This is a genomic window from Nocardiopsis sp. NPDC055879, from assembly GCF_053615935.1.
This window is the reverse complement of the sequence record NZ_JBSHCT010000015.1, coordinates 67,545-84,577: the sequence shown is the minus strand read 5'-3', so window position 1 is coordinate 84,577 and position 17,033 is coordinate 67,545. Positions and strand designations below refer to the sequence as shown.

Sequence of the window (17,033 nt, the reverse complement as noted above, 5' to 3'; positions counted from 1 at the left end):
CGCGGGCGGCGGTTTGGCGGCTATCGGGGAAGGGGGGAGAGTGGTTGAGGTCCCAACGGCCCCGGGCCCTTCGGGCCCCGGGGGCCCGGTCCGGCCGCAAGCGGCCGGATCCCTTCCCTTTCCCTCTGGTGTCCTCGTGGGCCGCGTCGCCACTACGTGACGGGTCCGGTCACGAAGGGCCCGCTACAGGTAGGGCGGGTGGCGGGGCGCGTCCCCGCGGTAGCCGGCACCGGCGCCCCTTTGGCGATGATCTTGCTCGTAGCGCCATGTTGGGCGCCCAACATGGCGCTACGAGCAAGATCATCATGGTGGAGAGACAACACGGGGTTGGTGGTGCCGGTGGGCCGGTACCTGTGCTGGGGGTGGCACCGGTAGGGCGGGTGGCCGCAGTAGGGGCCGATCTCGCCAGGAGTGCTGCCGACACCCCCAACGGGAGCCACCCCGGCCCCGGGATATGGCTCTGGGCGGGGGGTTCGCGGTGTTTCTGCCCCTGGGCATGCCGATATCCCCACAGGGCACGGGCCCTTGGGGTCTGACACCCAACCGGGGGTGATCACGGGGCGGTGGCATTTCGCCTAGTGGAAACGCATGGTCGTGGAAGCGGGTGGTGGTTAGAGGACAGTGGCTGGGGCTGGCTCCCCCTCACCATCCCCCGGCCCGGCTTCCTTTCCCGCTTCCTGGCGGTTCTGGGCGTGGTGGTGCTCCCAGATCTGCCGATTCACCTTCGCCTGCAACCGGTGCTTGAGCCTGTTATGGGTCGAGCAGAGCACCTGCATGTTGTCGGCGCTGGTGGCCCCGCCGTGGGAGAAAGGGACGATGTGGTCGTACTGCGACCAGCTACGCGGCATGTCGCAGCCCTCGTGCCACTCGCAGTAGGGCTTCTTGAACCCGGCCGCCTGGCGCACCGGATCCGGAGCGCACCGCTGCTTGCGCCCCACATCCAACAAGGTGCGGCCCTGTTCGTCGGTCACGAACCGGCGCAACCAACTGTCGGGGGTCAGGCGGGCCACCATCTGATCGGGCAACACCACACCATCCTCCGTGGTGGCCGGCTCTGCGGTGCCGTCTCCCAGGAAGCGCTTCAGCGGGACGGTGATGTTCAACGTGGCCAACGGTTGGCGGCTCAGGCTGGAGCAACCCCGGTGGCCCAGAGCGGTCTCGAAGATCCGCATCATCGCGTCATAAGTGCGCTGATGCTTCGGCATCGCCGCGTTCTCCGGCCCATACGGCTCGGTGTAAGCCTCCAGGGCGGCCTGGATCAGCTCGTTATCGGCCCCCGGCCCCCACATCCGCAGCAAAAACCCGGACTCGAACGTGGGCGAGAACTGCGCACCCCGGTTCTCGAACGTTTCGTCATAGTCCCGGTCGGCCTTATCCGGGTCCAGGCGGGCGACGAACCATTTCGCCGCGTCCCGCAACTGGCGCACCGAAGCCTGCGGGCATTCCTTCTTATAGGCGATGAGCCCGTATTCCAGCCGGGCCCGAAACCCCTCCGCCGAAGGACGCTGGGCACGGAATTCCTCATCCGCCGTTTCGAGGACCTTCGCCCACTCGGTGGTGGCCTTTTCGGTGGAGGTCGCGATGGCGCAGGCTTCACCCAACGACAGGGCCTCGTTCTGGAAGGCTTCTTCCACCAGGGGCAACTGCTGCTGGTACAACGCCCGAGCGAGGGTGGCAAGGCTCTTGGCCTCGGCCGGAGAGGTCCCCCACTGGTGGGTGATCCACGCCTGGATACTGCGCTGGCCGCCCTCTTCCAACAGGACACCGGTGGCCTCCATACGGGCCAGGGAGGGCAGCATCCCATAGCGGATCCGGTCTGTTTCCTGATTGAGGCGGCCGAACTGGGCGAGCACATCGCCCTCGCACCCGAACGGGATATCCCGGCCGGAGAATTCCACCGCCATCTCCCGCGCACCCGCCATCGCCTTATCGACCGGGGTGTTCCCGGTCGGGCGCGGCGTGTGGGGAGGAAAGCTCATACTCTGATTATATGCGAACACCCCCAAGAATGACAGGCCTACTCACCGGTTTATTAACCGAATTCTGAGGCCGATGTGTCTATCATGGAATGGCTGTTATTGTGGGTTATCCACAACCCCTTTTCCCCTATGGTCGGCACCACCTCTCGCGGAAGTGCCTCCTCACGGTTTTCGGTGGAGGGGCTCTGAAGAGAAACGATCTTGCTCCTAGCGCCATGTTGGGCGCCCAAATGGGCGCTAGGAGCAAGATCATCGCTGAGAAGACCAGAGCCGGCTACCGCGGGGACGCGCCCCGCCCCGTGCCTCACCTGTAGCGGGTACTTCGTGACCGGACCCGTCACGTAGTGGCGACGCGCTCAACGATGCAGCGAGGCGGTGGGGAAGGGATCCGGCCGGCTACGGCCGGAGTGGGCCGAAGGCCCACGGGGCCGTTGGGACCCCAACCACTCTCCCCCCTTCCCCGATAGCCGCCAAACCGCCGCCCGCACCGCACGGGTCAAGGCCACCCACCACAGCGCCACAGCACACGCCATCGCCTTGACGCGTGCGGTGCGGGCGGCAACAATCACGCGGCGGGGAAGGAGGGAGAACCCACCCCCACCCCGCCCAACAGCCCCAGGGTTATCTAGCTCAGGCGCCCCACGCACTGACCTTTCACTTACAACCTCGTCCTGAACTTCTGCTTGCCGCGATCTTCTTTCGCTTTTCTCCCCCCACCTTTACCTCCGCCCCACCAACACACCCCGCACCCGCACAACCCCCACTCCCTCAACCCCCCACTCCCTCACCTCCCACCCGCACCCCCCCCACAGGCCAGGACCATCGCCCACTCCCTACGCTCAGCCGGTGACCTCTCCTCGCCCGATCGCCGCCTGCCTGCGCGCTTCCACGTCCGCGACCAACAGGTCCACCATCTCCTCCGTCACACCCATCCCGAACGTGGACAGCGCCACGATCGGCATCGAGTCGGCCATTCGCAACAGCTCCTCCGGAACCGAGTCCAGTTCCTCCATCCCGGCCCGGATCTCGGCCAGCACCGGCCCGCCGATCGCGTTCGCGCGCCAGTCCTCGATCGTGGAACTCCTGGTCAGCGGAGGCACGAAGCGGTCCCCGGAGCTGACGACCTCTCCGCTCAGCCGAATATCCCGGGAGGAGGCCCCCACCGAAACCGTGTAGGTACCGGCCACCAGCGACCACCGGTGGTGTTCGGCATCCCAGGTGGACAGGTCGCGCCCACGGACGGCCAACTCCACCCGTGTGCTCTCCCCGGGCTCCAAGGCCACCTTCGCGAACCCGCGCAGTTCGCGCACCGGCCGGGTCGGATACTCCTGCGTCAACCCCGTGTACAGCTGGACGACCTCCTGTCCGGCCCGCGTGCCACTGTTGGCAACGGTGAGCGCCACCGTCCACGCGTCCGTCCCGTCCTCGGTAACCTCCAAGTCGGAGTAGTCGAACGTGGTGTAGGTGAGCCCGAATCCGAACGGGTACGCCACCGGTCGATCCAGGGTGTCGAAGTGTCGGTACCCCACGAACACCCCCTCGCCATAGCGCACGTGTCCACGCTCGCCGGGGAAGTTCAGGTAGGAGGCGTGATCACTGAGCTTCAGAGGAATGGTCTCGGTGAGCCGCCCGGACGGGGAGACCGCGCCGGTCAGCACGTCCACCGTGGCCGCGCCACCTTCCTGTCCCAGCAGCCATCCCTCCAACACGGCGTCGGCGTCACCCTGCCAGTCGGCCACCGACACCACCCCACCGTTGGACAGCACCACCACGACCCGCTCGCTCACCCGTCGAATCCGGGCCAGCAGTTCGACCTGTTCGGCGGGCAGGTCGATGTCGGTGCGGTCGAAGCCCTCTGATTCCAGAGCCTCCGGCAGCCCGAGGAACAGCACGGTGGTGTCGCACTCCTCCGCCAGCGCCACCGCCTCCTCGGCCAGGTTCGGCGCCGCGGTCCCGTCCAGGGTGAACCCGGGGGCGAACCGCACCGGAAACTCCTCGGCCACCTCATCGAACGCGTCCAGCGCGCCGGTCACCCGGGTCGGCACCATGTGGGAGGAGCCCCCGCCCTGGTAGCGGGGTGTGCGAGCGAACTCGCCCACGACCGCGATCGAACGGCCCGGAACCAGTGGCAGCGCCTCGCCCTCGTTCTTCAACAGCACCAGCGCCTCGGTCGCGGCCTCGCGGGCCAACGCCTGGTGGGCCTCGTGCTCGGGCGAACGCGAGGTGTCGGTGGTCACCCGGTCCTGCACGCGAACCAACCGCTCCACCACGGTGTCCAGCACCGAATCGTCCAGCTCGCCCCGCTTCACCGCGTCGACGATCCGGTCGTCGGTGCCGCTGGGCGGCATCTCCAGGTCCAGTCCGGCGCGCACGGCCTCGACCCGGTCGACCACGGCGCCCCAGTCGGAGACCACCGCTCCCTCGAACCCCCACTCCTCGCGCAGCAACGTGGTGAGCAGCCACGGGTCCTGGCTGGTGTACACCCCGTTGAGCCGGTTGTAGGAGCACATCACCATCGCCGGGTCGGTGGTGCGGATGACCTCCTCGAACGCCGGTAGGTAGATCTCGCGTAGCGTGCGTTCGTCCACGTCGGAGCTGGACCGCATCCGGTCGGTCTCCTGGTTGTTGGCGGCGAAGTGCTTCACGCACGCCCCCACACCCTCGGATTGAACGCCCTCGACCAGCGCGGCGGCGATCCGCGCGGTGACGTGCGGGTCCTCGGACACGTACTCGAAGTTGCGGCCGCACAGCGGGGAACGCTTGATGTTCATGCCCGGGCCCAGCACCACGTCCACGCCCATGGCGCTCGCCTCGGTGCCCAGGGCCGCGCCGACCCGCTGAACCAGGTCGACGTTCCAGGTGGTGCCGAGCCCGACCGCCGGCGGGAAGCAGGTGGCGGGCACACTGCTACCGATGCCGAGGTGATCGCCCTCCTCCAACTGCTGTCGGATGCCGTGCGGGCCGTCGGCCAGGTGCAGACGGCGCAGTACACCCGGGATCGGGGTGCTGTGCCAGACCCCGGACCCGGAGGTGGCGGCGGCCTTCGCGGCCAGGTCGGGTTCGAGGCGGGACATTTCGGTGCTCATGAGGGCCTTTCGTCAGTGGTGGGGGCGGGGGCCGACGCGGGGATTCCCAAGGTGTGCAGGAAGGAGACGATCGCGGCGCGCATGTCGACGGCGCCGGGGTCGAGGAGCCACTGCACTTGGAGTCCGTCCTGGAGGGCGATGAACTGCGTGGCGGCGACCTCGGGGGCGGACTCCGGGCGGCCGTCGAGGAGGGTGGCGAACGCCGACGTGAGGTGTTCGCGCAGTACGCGGTAGCGACCGAAGAAGTAGTCGTGCGCGGGGTGGGCGGGGTCCGTGGCCTCCGCGGACAGGTTGACGAAGAGGGAGACCAGGCCGGGGGATTCGGTGTTGCGTTCGACGAGCTTGACGAGGTTGTCGATGAGTGCGCGGTGGCTCAGGTCCGGGTCCAGGACGAGCGGGGCGTCGATCTCGTCGCGCCTGCTCAAAACGTGTATGAGCAGGGCTTCCTTGTTGGGGAAGTGGTGCAGGACCCCGGCGTGGGAGAGGCCTGAGTGGGCGGCGATGTCGCGGAGGGAGACGGCCCGGTAGCCGGAGCGGGAGAAGAGTTCGGCGGCGGCGTCGATGACGTGCCCACGGGTGCGTTCGCCCTTGGTCGGACGCTGTCGCGGGTGCTCTGTGTCGGTCACGGGGCTCTCCTCGCACACGATCTCGTGGCGGCGGCACAAAACCTACCGCCTGGTCAGATTGTGGCACAAGGCACAGTTGGCGGATTCGTGGTGGGTCCCGCCGGACCCCCCGTGCGCACGCCCCGCACACGGAAAAGGCCCCTCCCGCCGACCTTCGCGTCGGTGGAAAGGGCCCGGTGGGCCGCCGAGACGACCCTCGCGCGGTCAGATGACCGGCTCCTCCTGGCGCAGCAGCTCCAGCGCGGGCGCGTACAGGCGGGCCTTGATGGTGCCCAGGGTGGCGGCGTCCTTGCCGGCCAGGGAGCGGGCCAGCTCGATGGCGGTGGGGCGCACCTCCTCCTCGGCCACGGCTCGGTCCACGATGGCGGCCTTCGCGGCGTCCTCGCCACCGTAACGACGGGCGGTCACCATGGCCTCGTGCGCGGTCTGCGGAGCCAGGCGGGCCTGGATCAGCGCCGACATCGCCGGGGTGAAGGGGATGTTGATGTCGGCCTCGGGCAGGCACCAAAAGCCCCGGTCGGCGCGCATCACGCGCAGGTCGTGTGCCAGGGAGAACATCGCGCCGGCGGCGAAGGTGTGCCCCTGTAGGGCCGCCACGGTGGGCATCGGCAGGGCCAGCAGGCGCCCGAACAGCCGGTGGACGCTCGTGACGTACTCCTTGTAGCGGTCGCCGTTGGCCATGAGCCACTCAAGGTCCAGGCCGTTGGAGTAGAACTTGCCGGTGGCGGTGGTGACCAGGGCGCGCGGGCCCTCGGCCTCCTCGGCCTCGTCCAAGGCGGCGTTGACCGAGGCGAGCCAGTCCGGGTGGAAGCGGTTCTCCCCGTCACCGATATCGAGAACGAAGACCTCGTCGTGGCGTTCGAGCGTGGGCATGGTGCGCTGCCTTCCTTCGTGGGTCGGACGGTCGGTGGTCCAAATGTTACTGGCCGGTAACCACATGGGCCAGCATAGACCAGGAGAAACGACCCCGCGGAAAAACAGGTACCGTCCGTCCGCCGGATGCCCCTATCATCGGCGCCATGTCCAGTGCTTCGTGTGCGGCCGCCTGCGCCGCGGTGACGAGGACGCTCCGCTAGCGGCGGGGCGTTCCTCCACTTCTCCATAGAACGTTCCTCCGCTCTGCCGTCGAACCGGAGCGGCGCTTTCGTGCTGCCCGGAACCTCTTTCGAGCAACGGAGCACTCGGTGTCTTCAGACATCCTTTCCTGCCGGGGCGATTCCTCCCCGGCACGCGCGTGGCTGGTGCTGTGCTGCATGGCCATGCTGCAGTTCTTCATCGCGGTCGACGTGACCGTGGTCAACGTCGCCCTTCCCTCGATCGGCGCGGACTTCGGCGTCGGCGGCCACGCCCTGACCTGGGTCGTCGTCGGGTACACGATCACCGGCGGCGGGCTGCTGATGCTCGGCGGTCGCCTGGGCGACGTACTCGGCAGGCGCCGCGTCCTGGTGCTGGGCACGACCGTCTTCGGCGCGGCCTCCCTGCTGGCCGGACTCGCCCCGTCGTTCGCCGTGCTGGTGATCGCGCGACTGTTGCAGGGCGTGGGCGAAGCGCTCGCGCTGCCGGCGGCGATGTCGGTGATCGTGCTCATGTTCCCCGAGGGGCCGCGCCGATCCCGGGCGCTGAGCGTATGGGCGGCGGTCGCCAGTTGCGGCCTCGTCCTCGGTTTCGTGCTCTCCGGCGTCATCACCGAACTGCTCGGCTGGCGGTGGATCTTCCTGCTGTCCGTCCCGTTCATCCTGGTGGTCCTCGTCGCGGCGATCCTGCTCGTGCCGAGCGAACGCTCCACCGAGTCGACGCCCTTGGACCTGCCGGGTTCGCTGCTGTTGGTCGCGGCCCCGCTGCTGTTCGTCCTCGGCGTCGTCGAGGCGGGGGAGGCCGATGGCGCGCTGCCGTGGCTGCCACCGGTGGCGCTGGCCGGCGCGGTGGTGGCCACGGCCCTGTTCATCAGGGTCGAGCGCCGGTCTCCGAACCCGCTCGTGCCGCTGCGGCTCTTCCGCAACCGACCGCGCGTCCTGGCCAACGCCGCCACCGTCCTGTTGAGCGCGGCCCTGTCCACCTCGTTCCTGCTGTTCACCTTCTACCTACAGAACAGGCTGGGAATCGGCCCGTTCCAGACCGGTCTGCTGATGCTGCCCTTGGCCGCGGCCCTGATCGTGGTCTCGGTGCTGGTCCCTCGGATCCTCGAACGATGGGGCGCCCGGGCCTGTGTCCTGACCGGCATCGGCTTCACCGTGGCGGCGATGGCGTTCATCGCCCTGGCCGCGTCCTTCGGGGCGGGCGGACCGGTGATGATCCCGGCCATGGTGCTGATCGCCGCCGGGATGGGGTTCGGAATCGTCGGCCTTCAGTACGTCGCGGTGACCGGAGTGACCGAATCCGACGTCGGCATCGCCTCCGGTGTCCAACGCGCCGCCGACCAACTGGGGGGTTCCACCGGAATCACGGTCTACGTCGGCATCGGGTTCGCGCCCGCCCTGGGCGGCTTCGATCCGTTCCTGGTCAGTAGCCTCCTGGCCATCGCCGGGCTGGTCGTCGCCGGGCTCGTCGCCTGGCGGATCTCCCTGCCCGCCGAGGCGGATCGGGAACAGACCGTCTGATCCCGAAGGCTGTGCCCGGACGCGATACCGACCGGGCGCAGCCGCTGGATCACCGACCCCGGGTGTCCGCCTTCGCGGCGTCCGCGACGTACTCCTCGAAGCTGCGCGCCGGGCGCCCGAGGGCGCGCTCCACCCCGCCCGTGGTCGCCGTGTTCCGTCCGTCCAGGACCTCCCCGAACAGCGCGGCCAACCCGTGGGCCACCTCCTTGGGGATCCCTTGGGCGGCGGACGCCGCGACGAACTCCTCGACGCTCACCCGCCGGTACTCCACGGGGTGGCCGGCCGCCGCGCCCAGCACCTTGCCCACCTCGGTGAACGTGAGCGCTCGCGGGCCGGTCATCTCGTACACCTCCCCGGCGTGCCCGTCCTCGGTGAGAGTCAGGGCGGCGACCTCGGCCACGTCGTCCAGGTCCACGAACGGCTCCGGAACGTCCGCCACCGGCAGGGCCAGCGTTCCCGACAGGACGGCCGGTACGAAGAAGTGCTCGGAGAAGTTCTGCGCGAAGAAGGAGCAGCGCAGCACGGTCAGTCCGGGAAAGACCGCTCGGACCTGTTCTTCCGCGTGCTGTGCCTCCGGTTCGCCCCGTCCGGACAGCAGCGCCATGCGGCGCACGCCGTGTTCGGTGGCGCGCGTGGCGAACGCGGTCACGGTCTCGGCCGCCCCGGGCAGGGCCAGGTCGGGGTGATAGCAGAGGTAGACGGCGTCCGACCCATCCAGAACGGCGTCCCAGGTGTCGGGGGAGCCCCAGTCGAAGGGCGGCGTACCGCTCTCCTGGTGCCCCGACCGGGAAGCGACCCTGTGGTCGACGCCGCGTTCGGTCAGAAGTCGGGTGACGCGGCGACCGGTCATCCCGGTGCCGCCGGTGACGAGAACCCGCTGCGGGCTGTTGTTCGTATCCATGTCCTCAGTACATCGAAGAAGACCTGGACGGAACATGGTTCATCTGCTGGAATGCATAAGAGAACATCCAGAATCCGATTGATCGGGGAAGGCCCATGGATCCCCTGGGGCACCTGTTCGACAGCCCGCGCGCCCGCTCGGCCTTCACCCTGCGCCTGGTCATGGGCCCACCCTGGTCGATCGACGTTCGGGTGGGGGCCGCCCTGGACCTGGTCGTGGTGACCTCGGGGACCCTGTGGCTGGACACCGGTGACGAACGGGTCGAGGCCGCCCCCGGGGACGTACTCCTGGTCCGAGGCCCCGAACCCTACGTGGCCTCCGACCGCCCCGGTCGGGTTCCGACCATCACCATCGAACCGGGGCAGCGGTGCGTGGCCGACGACGGCACCGAAGTCCACCTGAGTCTGTGTCACGGGGTCGGAACCTGGGGAAACGACCCGGACGGCGAACACGGCGCGATCATCGGTTCCTACGAGGACACCGGGGAGGTCGGTCGCCTGGCCCTGGCCGCGTTGCCCAGGCTGGCGGTGTTGCCCGCCGGTTCGGTCGACCCCATGGTCGTCTCCCTCCTCACCAGGGAGATCACCACCGCTCGGGTGGCCCAGAGCACGCTCAACGACCGTCTCCTCGACTGCTTGCTGGTCATGGCGGTCCGCGCCTGGTTGGAGTCGCATCCGGACGCCGCCCCGAACTGGCTCAGCGGCCGGCGGGACATGGTCGCCGCCCAGGCCCTGGACCTGATGCACGAACAGCCCACCCGCCCGTGGACCCTGGACGTCCTGGCCGGAGAGTGCGCCGTCTCCCGTGCCACCCTGGCGGACCGGTTCTCTCGGGCGGTGGGCGACCCGCCCATGTCCTACCTGCGAACCTGGCGGCTGACCCTGGCCTGCGACCTGTTGGTCTCCGAACCCGACCTCGGACTGGAGGCGCTGGCCGCCCGGGTGGGCTACGGGAGCGGGTTCGCGTTCAGCGCCGCCTTCAAGAGGCAGGTCGGCACGAGCCCGTCCGGGTATCGAAGGTCCAAGACCTCCGGCGTCCGGACGGTCGGAGCCCCGTAGGATGTGGCCCCGCCGCGACCCGCACCGCCCCCACCGGAAGGGAATCCGTTGAGCGACCGCACCCAGGCCTTCACCGGGCTCACCGAGAACTACCGGGCCCACCGGCCGGACTACCCCTCGGAGACGCTGGACGTCCTGCGGGGCCATGTGTTCGACGGTGTCGCCGAGCCCCGGTTGCTGCTCGACGTCGGTTCCGGCACCGGAATCTCCACCCGCGCCCTGCGCGTGCTCTTCGGCGATGGCCCCAGGGTGGTGGGGGTCGAGCCCGGACGCGACATGCGCGCCACCGCCACCGCCGAGGACGGCGGGGTCGAGTACGTGGACGCCCGCGCCGAGGAGATCCCGTTCCCGGGCGGTTCCGCCGCCTTGGTCCTCACCGCCCAGGCCGTGCACTGGTTCGACCGCCCCGCCTTCTTCGCCGAGGCCGTCCGACTCCTGGAACCGGGCGGGACCCTGGCGGTGCTCAGCAACGACCGGGTCCTGGACAGCGCGTTCGCCGACGATCACGAGACCCTGTTGGAGCGGCACAGCCCCGGATACGACCGCCACTACCGTTCCTACGACCTGGTCGGAGAGTTGTCGGCCCCCGAAGGGCTGACCGGAGCCACCGAACACACCTTCGGCTGGACCCGTGAACTCACCCCCGACGGCTACCTCGGCATGGCCATGTCCTCCAGCAGGATGGCGGCCGCGGCCCGGGAGATCGGAGAGGGCCGCCTGCGCACCGAACTGCGCGCCATCGCCGACCACCACTTCCCCGACGGGCGGGTCCTGGTCCCCTACACCGCCAGGTTGGTCCTGGCCCGCCGCGTCCGAGAACACCGGGTCGGGTAGGGGTCGGGAAGGGAGGAACCGTGGAACTCGACACGCTGGGCCACCTGATGGTCGCCACCGCCGTCCTGGTCTGGGGCTACGTCCTCTACCGGCTGGTCCGCCGCCAGGTGAGCCGGGAGAACGATCCCGACGACCCCGGGTTCGGCCCCGGTGGTCCCCTGCGTGATCTATGAGGTTTTGCGTGAATCGTCCCCCTCACTGACGTTGACCAAAGATGCCCCGGGAAAGGCTCCGGGCCAAGGCCCGGGACCTCGGGCCGGGAATCGACGGCGAGGGAACACACCCATGGCGCAGCTGATCGTATTGGGGGTCGCCGACCGCGACACCGCGGAGAAGGCGCTCGACATCGCATCCGACCTGGGCAAACAGGAACTCCTCCGACTGGAGGACGCGGCCTACGCCTACAAGGACGACAAGGGGCGCCCGCGCATCCACCAGACCTTTCACCTGACCGGCTACGGTGCCGCCGGGGGCGCGCTGTGGGGCACCCTCATCGGCATGCTCTTCCTCAATCCGCTCCTGGGCCTGGCCGTGGGGGCCGGCACGGGCGCGATCGCGGGAAAGCTCAGCGACGTGGGCATCGACGACGACATGATCAAGCAGATCGGTTCCGAACTCGAAAAGGACCGCGCCGCGGTGTTCCTGCTCGCCGATGACGCCACCATCGACCGGGTCGTCGACGCGTTCAAGCCTTTGCACCCCACAGTCATCCAGACCAACCTGTCCAAGGACGGTGAACGGGAACTCGTCGAGGCGCTCCGCTCCTGACGGACCTGGATCCCGAGGGCCCCAGAGCCTTCCCCCGCCGCCGACACGGGCCGCCCGTGTCGGCGGCCGTCGGTACGACGAGGAGACAGTGATGATCGGGAACGGACACGAGGGCGCGGCCATCGGAGACGATTTCGCCGACGCCGACCGTGGACTCATCGCCAGACTGGAACCGGGACAGGTCAAGAACGAACAGGGCCGGGTGGTGTGGGACACCGAGGCCTACGCCTTCCTGGACCAGGACCGCCCCGACACCGTCCACCCCGGCCTGTGGCGTCAGTCCCGCCTGTGCGCGAAGCAGGGCTTGTACGAGGTCACCAAGGGGATCTACCAGGTCCGAGGCCTGGACCTGTCCAACATGACGCTGGTCGAGGGCGACCAAGGCGTCCTGGTCATCGACCCCTTGGTCTCCGCCGAGACCGCGAGGGCCGGCCTGGAGCTGTACCGTTCCCAACGCGGTGATCGGCCGGTCAGCGGGGTCCTCTACTCGCACTCCCACGTCGACCACTTCGGTGGGGTCGGTGGTGTCACCGAGGGCAACGTGCCGATCCTCGCCCCGAAGTGGTTCATGGAGAACGCCGCTTCGGAGAACGTCTACACCGGCCCCGCGATGGCCCGCCGCGGGTTGTTCCACACCGGGGCCTACCTGTCGCCGGGGCCCCGAGGTCAGATCGGGATGGGGCTGGGGCAGGCGAGCTCCACCGGCACCATCACCCTCATCGCGCCCAACCGGAACATCACCCGTACCGGCCAGGAGGAGGTCGTCGACGGGGTGCGCATCGTCTTCCAGATGACCCCCGGCACCGAAGCGCCCGCGGAGATGAACTTCTACTTCCCCGAACACCGGGCGTTGTGCATGGCGGAGAACGCCACCCACAACCTGCACAACCTCATCACCCTGCGCGGGGCGCCGGTCCGGGACGCGCGTGCCTGGGCACGGTACCTGGACGAGGCCGTGGAGTTGTTCGCGTACGACTCCGACGTGCTGTTCGCCTCCCACCACTGGCCCACCTGGGACACCGACCGGATCGTCCGCTTCCTGTGCGAACAACGCGACCTCTACGCCTACCTGCACGACCAGACGATCAGGATGATGAACCTGGGGATGGTGGGTTCGGAGATCGCCGAACGGATCCAGATGCCTCCCGCGTTGGAGCGCGCCTGGCACACCCGCGGTTATTACGGTTCGGTGAGTCACAACGTCAAGGCGATCTATCAGCGATACATGGGCTGGTTCGACGGCAACCCCGCCCACCTGTGGCAACACCCGCCGGAGGAGGCGGCGTGGCGGTACGTGGAGTGCATGGGCGGCATCGACGAAGTGGTCCGCAAAGCCGACGGGTACAAGGCCGAGGGCGATCTCAGGTTCGCCGCCACCCTGCTCGACCACGCGGTGTTCTCCGATCCCGAGCACGAGGGAGCGCGCGCCGCGCTGGTGGAGGTCTACGAACGGCTGGGGTTCGGTTCGGAGAACGGCACCTGGCGAAACTTCTACCTCCAAGGCGCGGCCGAACTGCGAAACGGCAAGCCGGAGACCGCGATGGAGACCGGTACGGGGGTGACCTCGGCGCTGTCGCTGGAGCAGCTCTTCACCTCTGTGGGGATCCGGGTCAACGGTCCCAAGGCGTGGGAGGAGTGCTTCGTCATCGACTGGGTGTTCACCGACCTGAACACCACCCACCGGACCACCCTCTCCAACGGGGCGTTCACCACCAGGGAGAAGCCGCGTCGGGGGGAAGCGGACCTGACCGTCACCCTGAACAAGTTCCGGCTATTGCGGCTGCTCGCGGGCAAGGGCACGGAGGGCATGTCGTTCGAGGGCGACGAGACGCTGGTGGACAGGTTGCTGGGTCTGTTGGAGCTCCCGGATCCGGTCTTCGCCATCGTCACGCCCTGACCGTCACGCCCCGAGCCGGCCGGAGACCCGGCGCATGGACACCGTGACCAGCCCCTCCTCTGTCCCGCGGGCTCAGGCGAGGGGCTTCTTGAAGCCCACGTGCGACGCCTCGTATCCCAGGCGCTCGTAGAAACGGAGGGCGTCCACACGGGTGGCGTCGGAGGTCAGTTGGAGCAGTACGCAGCCGAGCTCCCTCGCTCGGCCTTCGGCCCACTCCAGCAGCTCGGTGCCGAGCCCGCCGCCGCGTTCGTCGGCGTGCACCCGTACCCCCTCCACCTGCGCGCGGGTGGCCGCCGTCCTGGACAGCCCTGGGAGAACGGTCAACTGGAGGGTGCCCACCACTCGCCCGTCCCGTCGGGCCACCGCCAGGTACTGGTGGGGGTCGGAGTCGATCACCTCGAAGGCCTTCAGGTAGGGGGTGAGGTCGTCGGGGGTCTCTCGGGACGCGCCGAGGGGGTCGTCGGTGAGCATGGCCACGATCGCCGGGATGTCCTCGGCACGCGCGCGTTCGATGGTCGGCATGGGGATCAAGATACGCGGCGACGGTGACACCCGGTGTCAATTACCGTTGACCCATGGAGAGCACCGAACGACTGGAAGAGATCGCCAGGTCCCTGCGGGGCGAGAGCACCCTGGAGTCGCTGGAATCACTCGTGGAGTTGCGCTCGGAGTCCGAACGCGTCGAGGCGGTCCTGGTGCGCCGCGCCCGTAACCAGGGGCTCACCTGGGCCCGGATCGCCGAGGCGCTCGGGGTGTCCAAACAGGCCATCCACAAGAAGTACGGCGGGCGTGGCCTGCTGGGATCGCAGAAGTAGCCCGAAGGGACCGCTCGGCGCACCCCACGCGCGCACGAGATCGACACAGGGTGGGACGCGCTCAGCACCGACCGTGTTCGAACCACCTAGGGTCTGAGTGAACAGTCCAGGTCTCGACGTTCGGAACGAAAACAAACAGGGGGAGAAGCATGCCCGTTTCCAAGGAAGTCCACCTCGTCGCCCGACCCGATGGGGAGCCGAAGCCGGAGGACTTCGCAGTGGTCGAGACCACCGTCGAAGCGCCGGGCCCCGGCCAGATCCAGGTCCGCAACGACTGGATCTCCGTCGACCCCTACATGCGGGGCCGCATGAACGACACCAAATCCTACGTGGCGCCGTTCCGGCTCGGCGAGGTCATGGACGGCGGTGCGGTCGGTACCGTCGTGGCCTCCGAGAGCCCCGACGTGCCCGTCGGCGCGAGTGTCCTGCACTTCCAGGGCTGGCGCCAGTACGCGCTGATGGACGCCGCCCGCGCCAAGGTGGTCGACACCGAGGCCGCGCCCGCCCAGGCCTACCTGAGCGCGCTCGGCATGGTCGGCCTCACCGCCTACGCGGGCCTGACCGCCATCGCCGAACTCAAGGAGGGCGACGTCGTGTTCGTCTCCGGTGCGGCGGGCGCGGTGGGCAGCCTCGCCGGGCAGATGGCCAAGCGACTGGGCGCGTCCAAGGTCATCGGCTCCGCCGGCGGTCCCGAGAAGAAGCGCCGCCTGCTGGAGGAGTTCGGCTTCGACGCCGCCATCGACTACCGCGAGGGCGACCTGGAGGGGCAACTCGCCGAGGCCGCGCCGGACGGCATCGACGTCTACTTCGACAACGTCGGCGGCGACCACCTGCGTGCGGCCATCCAGGGGATGCGCGTCCACGGACGCGCCGCCCTGTGCGGGGCCATCTCGGTCTACAACGACACCGAACCGGCCCCCGGTCCGGACAACCTCGGCCTACTCGTCGGTAAGCGGGTCAAGCTCCAGGGTTTCCTGGTCGGTGACCACGGTGATCTGGCCCCCGAGTACTACGAGCGCGCGGCCGGATGGCTGGCGGAAGGCAAGCTGCACAGCAAGGTGACGGTGGTCGACGGGATCGACAACGCGGTCGACGCGTTCCTCGGCATGATGCGCGGCGCCAACACCGGCAAGATGCTGGTGCGTCTGCCCGCCTGACCCCGCTTTCGCCTCCTGACCGGGAGCCGCCGGCCGGGGGTGGCCGGCGGCTCAGGAGTGCCTGAAATCACCGTGGAGACCGTTTCCCGTCGATGGTTCATCCGATCATCGAGAAAGCCCATCACAGGGCCGATTCCGGTATCGACCGATCAGAGTCGAAAATAAACCTCTTTGGGGCTCGATGACCGTTTCCGGTCGGGATCATCGACCCCCGTACCAGGGAGAACATGCCCACCAATGGGCACTTCGGCGGGGGTATGAATCCGCTGGACGCCACTGCCGGGCGACACCTTTTCGGGGGCTCGCCCTCTGAAGTGGCCAGGCGCCCGGCAGAGGCGTACAGTCCTCTCTTGGTGCGCCGGGAAATCAGGTCGGCGAACACCTCAGCTCTCTACGCGAAATCAGATCCATGACCGTTGTCCCCCGTCGCGCCGCGCGCGTCTATCGCTCCGAGAACGCCGAGCGTTCCGTGCACGCCTGGTGTCACAAGGCCCTGAGCCGGTGGCCCGACCTCGGGCCCCTCCCACCCGTGGAGACCGGCCTGGGGCCCACACAGGCCTTTCGTGCCCTGGGCGGGTCCGGAACCCCGGTCCTGGTCCTGTCGGGCACCAACTTCAACGCCGCCACCACGGTCCCCGCCGCCCGCGCGCTCGCCGCGGACCGGCCGGTACTGCTGGTCGACCCTCCGGGACAGCCGGGCTTGAGCTGCAACAAGCGCAACGCCGGTTCCCGGACGGAGGCCTACGGTGAGTGGCTCGACGAACTCCTACCGCAGATCACCGACCGCCCGGTCATCCTCCTGGGACACTCCCGGGGCGCCGCGATCGCGCTGTCCTCGACCCCGAGCCCGCTGGTCGCCGGACTGATGCTGCTCAACCCCGCCGGGTTGACGGCCGCCGGGGTCAGCTCGGAGTCGATGCGCGTCACCCTGCCGTGGATGATCCACCCCAACGAGCAGAACAGCACCCGACTGATCGAGTTCCTCAGCGGTCCGTCCACGGACACCGATTGCGCCGAGTACCGTTCCGAGGCCGAGTGGCTGACGCTGGTGGCCCGCCACTGCCGCACCAACTCCACACCGACTCCTCTGTACGGGGAGTTCTTCAGGGCCTGGGCCGGAACCCCGGTCACCGTGGCCACCGGGTCGCACGACCCGTTCTTCTCACCCGCGCGACTGCACGGACCGGCCCGCCGCTTCCTGCACACCCAGGTGCGCACCATCGAGGGCGCCGGGCACCTGTCCCTCTACGAGCAGCCAGAGAAGGTCGCCGAACTCCTCCGCGAGTTCGACGCCTGAGAACCGACCGCCGAGCCG

At 68.8% G+C, this 17,033-nt stretch carries 15 protein-coding genes; 9 read left to right on the top strand and 6 right to left on the bottom strand.

Annotation, left to right across the window (positions count from 1 at the left end):
* Positions 1-611: 611 nt before the first annotated feature.
* From ACWGKS_RS19055 to ACWGKS_RS19040, 4 genes are all read right to left on the bottom strand, one after another.
* The gene (locus ACWGKS_RS19055) at positions 612-1,979 is read right to left on the bottom strand and encodes a DUF222 domain-containing protein (protein WP_452523383.1); all 1,368 of its coding nucleotides are present in this window, start codon (positions 1,977-1,979) and stop codon (positions 612-614) included.
* A gap of 839 nt (positions 1,980-2,818) precedes the next feature.
* Positions 2,819-5,065 carry a glycoside hydrolase family 3 C-terminal domain-containing protein gene (locus tag ACWGKS_RS19050; protein WP_452523381.1) on the bottom strand — a complete coding sequence of 749 codons (2,247 nt, stop codon included), beginning with the start codon at positions 5,063-5,065 and terminating at the stop codon, positions 2,819-2,821.
* Positions 5,062-5,691, bottom strand: coding sequence for a TetR/AcrR family transcriptional regulator (locus ACWGKS_RS19045; protein WP_358516225.1), 630 nt, complete (start codon positions 5,689-5,691; stop codon positions 5,062-5,064). The genes ACWGKS_RS19050 and ACWGKS_RS19045 overlap by 4 nt, the downstream gene beginning before the upstream one ends.
* Positions 5,692-5,895: 204 nt before the next feature.
* On the bottom strand, positions 5,896-6,564 hold the full coding sequence (locus ACWGKS_RS19040; protein WP_358516222.1) for an enoyl-CoA hydratase-related protein: 669 nt from the start codon (positions 6,562-6,564) through the stop codon (positions 5,896-5,898).
* 311 nt (positions 6,565-6,875) lie between these two features.
* On the opposite strand from ACWGKS_RS19040, the gene ACWGKS_RS19035 reads away from it, so the two are divergent.
* Positions 6,876-8,288, top strand: coding sequence for an MFS transporter (locus ACWGKS_RS19035; protein WP_452523379.1), 1,413 nt, complete (start codon positions 6,876-6,878; stop codon positions 8,286-8,288).
* A gap of 49 nt (positions 8,289-8,337) precedes the next feature.
* On the opposite strand, the gene ACWGKS_RS19030 is transcribed toward ACWGKS_RS19035, so the two are convergent.
* Positions 8,338-9,189, bottom strand: coding sequence for an NAD-dependent epimerase/dehydratase family protein (locus ACWGKS_RS19030; protein ID WP_452523377.1), 852 nt, complete (start codon positions 9,187-9,189; stop codon positions 8,338-8,340).
* A 95-nt stretch (positions 9,190-9,284) separates the two neighbouring features.
* On the opposite strand from ACWGKS_RS19030, the gene ACWGKS_RS19025 reads away from it, so the two are divergent.
* The 5 genes from ACWGKS_RS19025 to ACWGKS_RS19005 all read left to right on the top strand — a co-directional run bounded on the left by ACWGKS_RS19025 (position 9,285) and on the right by ACWGKS_RS19005 (position 13,746).
* Entirely contained in the window at positions 9,285-10,247 is a 963-nt protein-coding gene (locus ACWGKS_RS19025) for an AraC family transcriptional regulator (protein ID WP_452455340.1), read from the top strand.
* Positions 10,248-10,295: 48 nt separating this feature from the next.
* On the top strand, positions 10,296-11,081 hold the full coding sequence (locus ACWGKS_RS19020; protein WP_452523375.1) for a class I SAM-dependent methyltransferase: 786 nt from the start codon (positions 10,296-10,298) through the stop codon (positions 11,079-11,081).
* 20 nt (positions 11,082-11,101) lie between these two features.
* Entirely contained in the window at positions 11,102-11,254 is a 153-nt protein-coding gene (locus tag ACWGKS_RS19015; protein ID WP_452523373.1) for a hypothetical protein, read from the top strand.
* Positions 11,255-11,366: 112 nt separating this feature from the next.
* The gene (locus ACWGKS_RS19010; RefSeq protein WP_358508430.1) at positions 11,367-11,849 is read left to right on the top strand and encodes a DUF1269 domain-containing protein; all 483 of its coding nucleotides are present in this window, start codon (positions 11,367-11,369) and stop codon (positions 11,847-11,849) included.
* 91 nt (positions 11,850-11,940) lie between these two features.
* Positions 11,941-13,746, top strand: coding sequence for an alkyl/aryl-sulfatase (locus ACWGKS_RS19005; RefSeq protein ID WP_452523371.1), 1,806 nt, complete (start codon positions 11,941-11,943; stop codon positions 13,744-13,746).
* 72 nt (positions 13,747-13,818) lie between these two features.
* On the opposite strand, the gene ACWGKS_RS19000 is transcribed toward ACWGKS_RS19005, so the two are convergent.
* Positions 13,819-14,268, bottom strand: coding sequence for a GNAT family N-acetyltransferase (locus tag ACWGKS_RS19000; RefSeq protein ID WP_358508426.1), 450 nt, complete (start codon positions 14,266-14,268; stop codon positions 13,819-13,821).
* A 53-nt stretch (positions 14,269-14,321) separates the two neighbouring features.
* On the opposite strand from ACWGKS_RS19000, the gene ACWGKS_RS18995 reads away from it, so the two are divergent.
* The 3 genes from ACWGKS_RS18995 (at position 14,322) to ACWGKS_RS18985 (ending at position 17,015) form a co-directional block, all read left to right on the top strand.
* Positions 14,322-14,561, top strand: coding sequence for a helix-turn-helix domain-containing protein (locus ACWGKS_RS18995; protein WP_358508424.1), 240 nt, complete (start codon positions 14,322-14,324; stop codon positions 14,559-14,561).
* A 149-nt stretch (positions 14,562-14,710) separates the two neighbouring features.
* Positions 14,711-15,718, top strand: coding sequence for an NADP-dependent oxidoreductase (locus ACWGKS_RS18990; RefSeq protein ID WP_358508422.1), 1,008 nt, complete (start codon positions 14,711-14,713; stop codon positions 15,716-15,718).
* A gap of 409 nt (positions 15,719-16,127) precedes the next feature.
* Positions 16,128-17,015 carry an alpha/beta fold hydrolase gene (locus ACWGKS_RS18985; protein ID WP_358508376.1) on the top strand — a complete coding sequence of 296 codons (888 nt, stop codon included), beginning with the start codon at positions 16,128-16,130 and terminating at the stop codon, positions 17,013-17,015.
* Positions 17,016-17,033: the final 18 nt, after the last annotated feature.

Bases quoted from the DNA above. Each gene is read 5' to 3' on its own strand.
- ACWGKS_RS19000 (WP_358508426.1), bottom strand. From the start codon at position 14,268: ATGCCGACCATCGAACGCGCGCGTGCCGAGGACATCCCGGCGATCGTG.
- ACWGKS_RS18990 (WP_358508422.1), top strand. From the start codon at position 14,711: ATGCCCGTTTCCAAGGAAGTCCACCTCGTCGCCCGACCCGATGGGGAG.
- ACWGKS_RS18995 (WP_358508424.1), top strand. From the start codon at position 14,322: ATGGAGAGCACCGAACGACTGGAAGAGATCGCCAGGTCCCTGCGGGGC.
- ACWGKS_RS19055 (WP_452523383.1), bottom strand. From the start codon at position 1,979: ATGAGCTTTCCTCCCCACACGCCGCGCCCGACCGGGAACACCCCGGTC.
- ACWGKS_RS19025 (WP_452455340.1), top strand. From the start codon at position 9,285: ATGGATCCCCTGGGGCACCTGTTCGACAGCCCGCGCGCCCGCTCGGCC.
- ACWGKS_RS19030 (WP_452523377.1), bottom strand. From the start codon at position 9,189: ATGGATACGAACAACAGCCCGCAGCGGGTTCTCGTCACCGGCGGCACC.
- ACWGKS_RS19005 (WP_452523371.1), top strand. From the start codon at position 11,941: ATGATCGGGAACGGACACGAGGGCGCGGCCATCGGAGACGATTTCGCC.
- ACWGKS_RS19050 (WP_452523381.1), bottom strand. From the start codon at position 5,065: ATGAGCACCGAAATGTCCCGCCTCGAACCCGACCTGGCCGCGAAGGCC.
- ACWGKS_RS19010 (WP_358508430.1), top strand. From the start codon at position 11,367: ATGGCGCAGCTGATCGTATTGGGGGTCGCCGACCGCGACACCGCGGAG.
- ACWGKS_RS19040 (WP_358516222.1), bottom strand. From the start codon at position 6,564: ATGCCCACGCTCGAACGCCACGACGAGGTCTTCGTTCTCGATATCGGT.
- ACWGKS_RS18985 (WP_358508376.1), top strand. From the start codon at position 16,128: ATGACCGTTGTCCCCCGTCGCGCCGCGCGCGTCTATCGCTCCGAGAAC.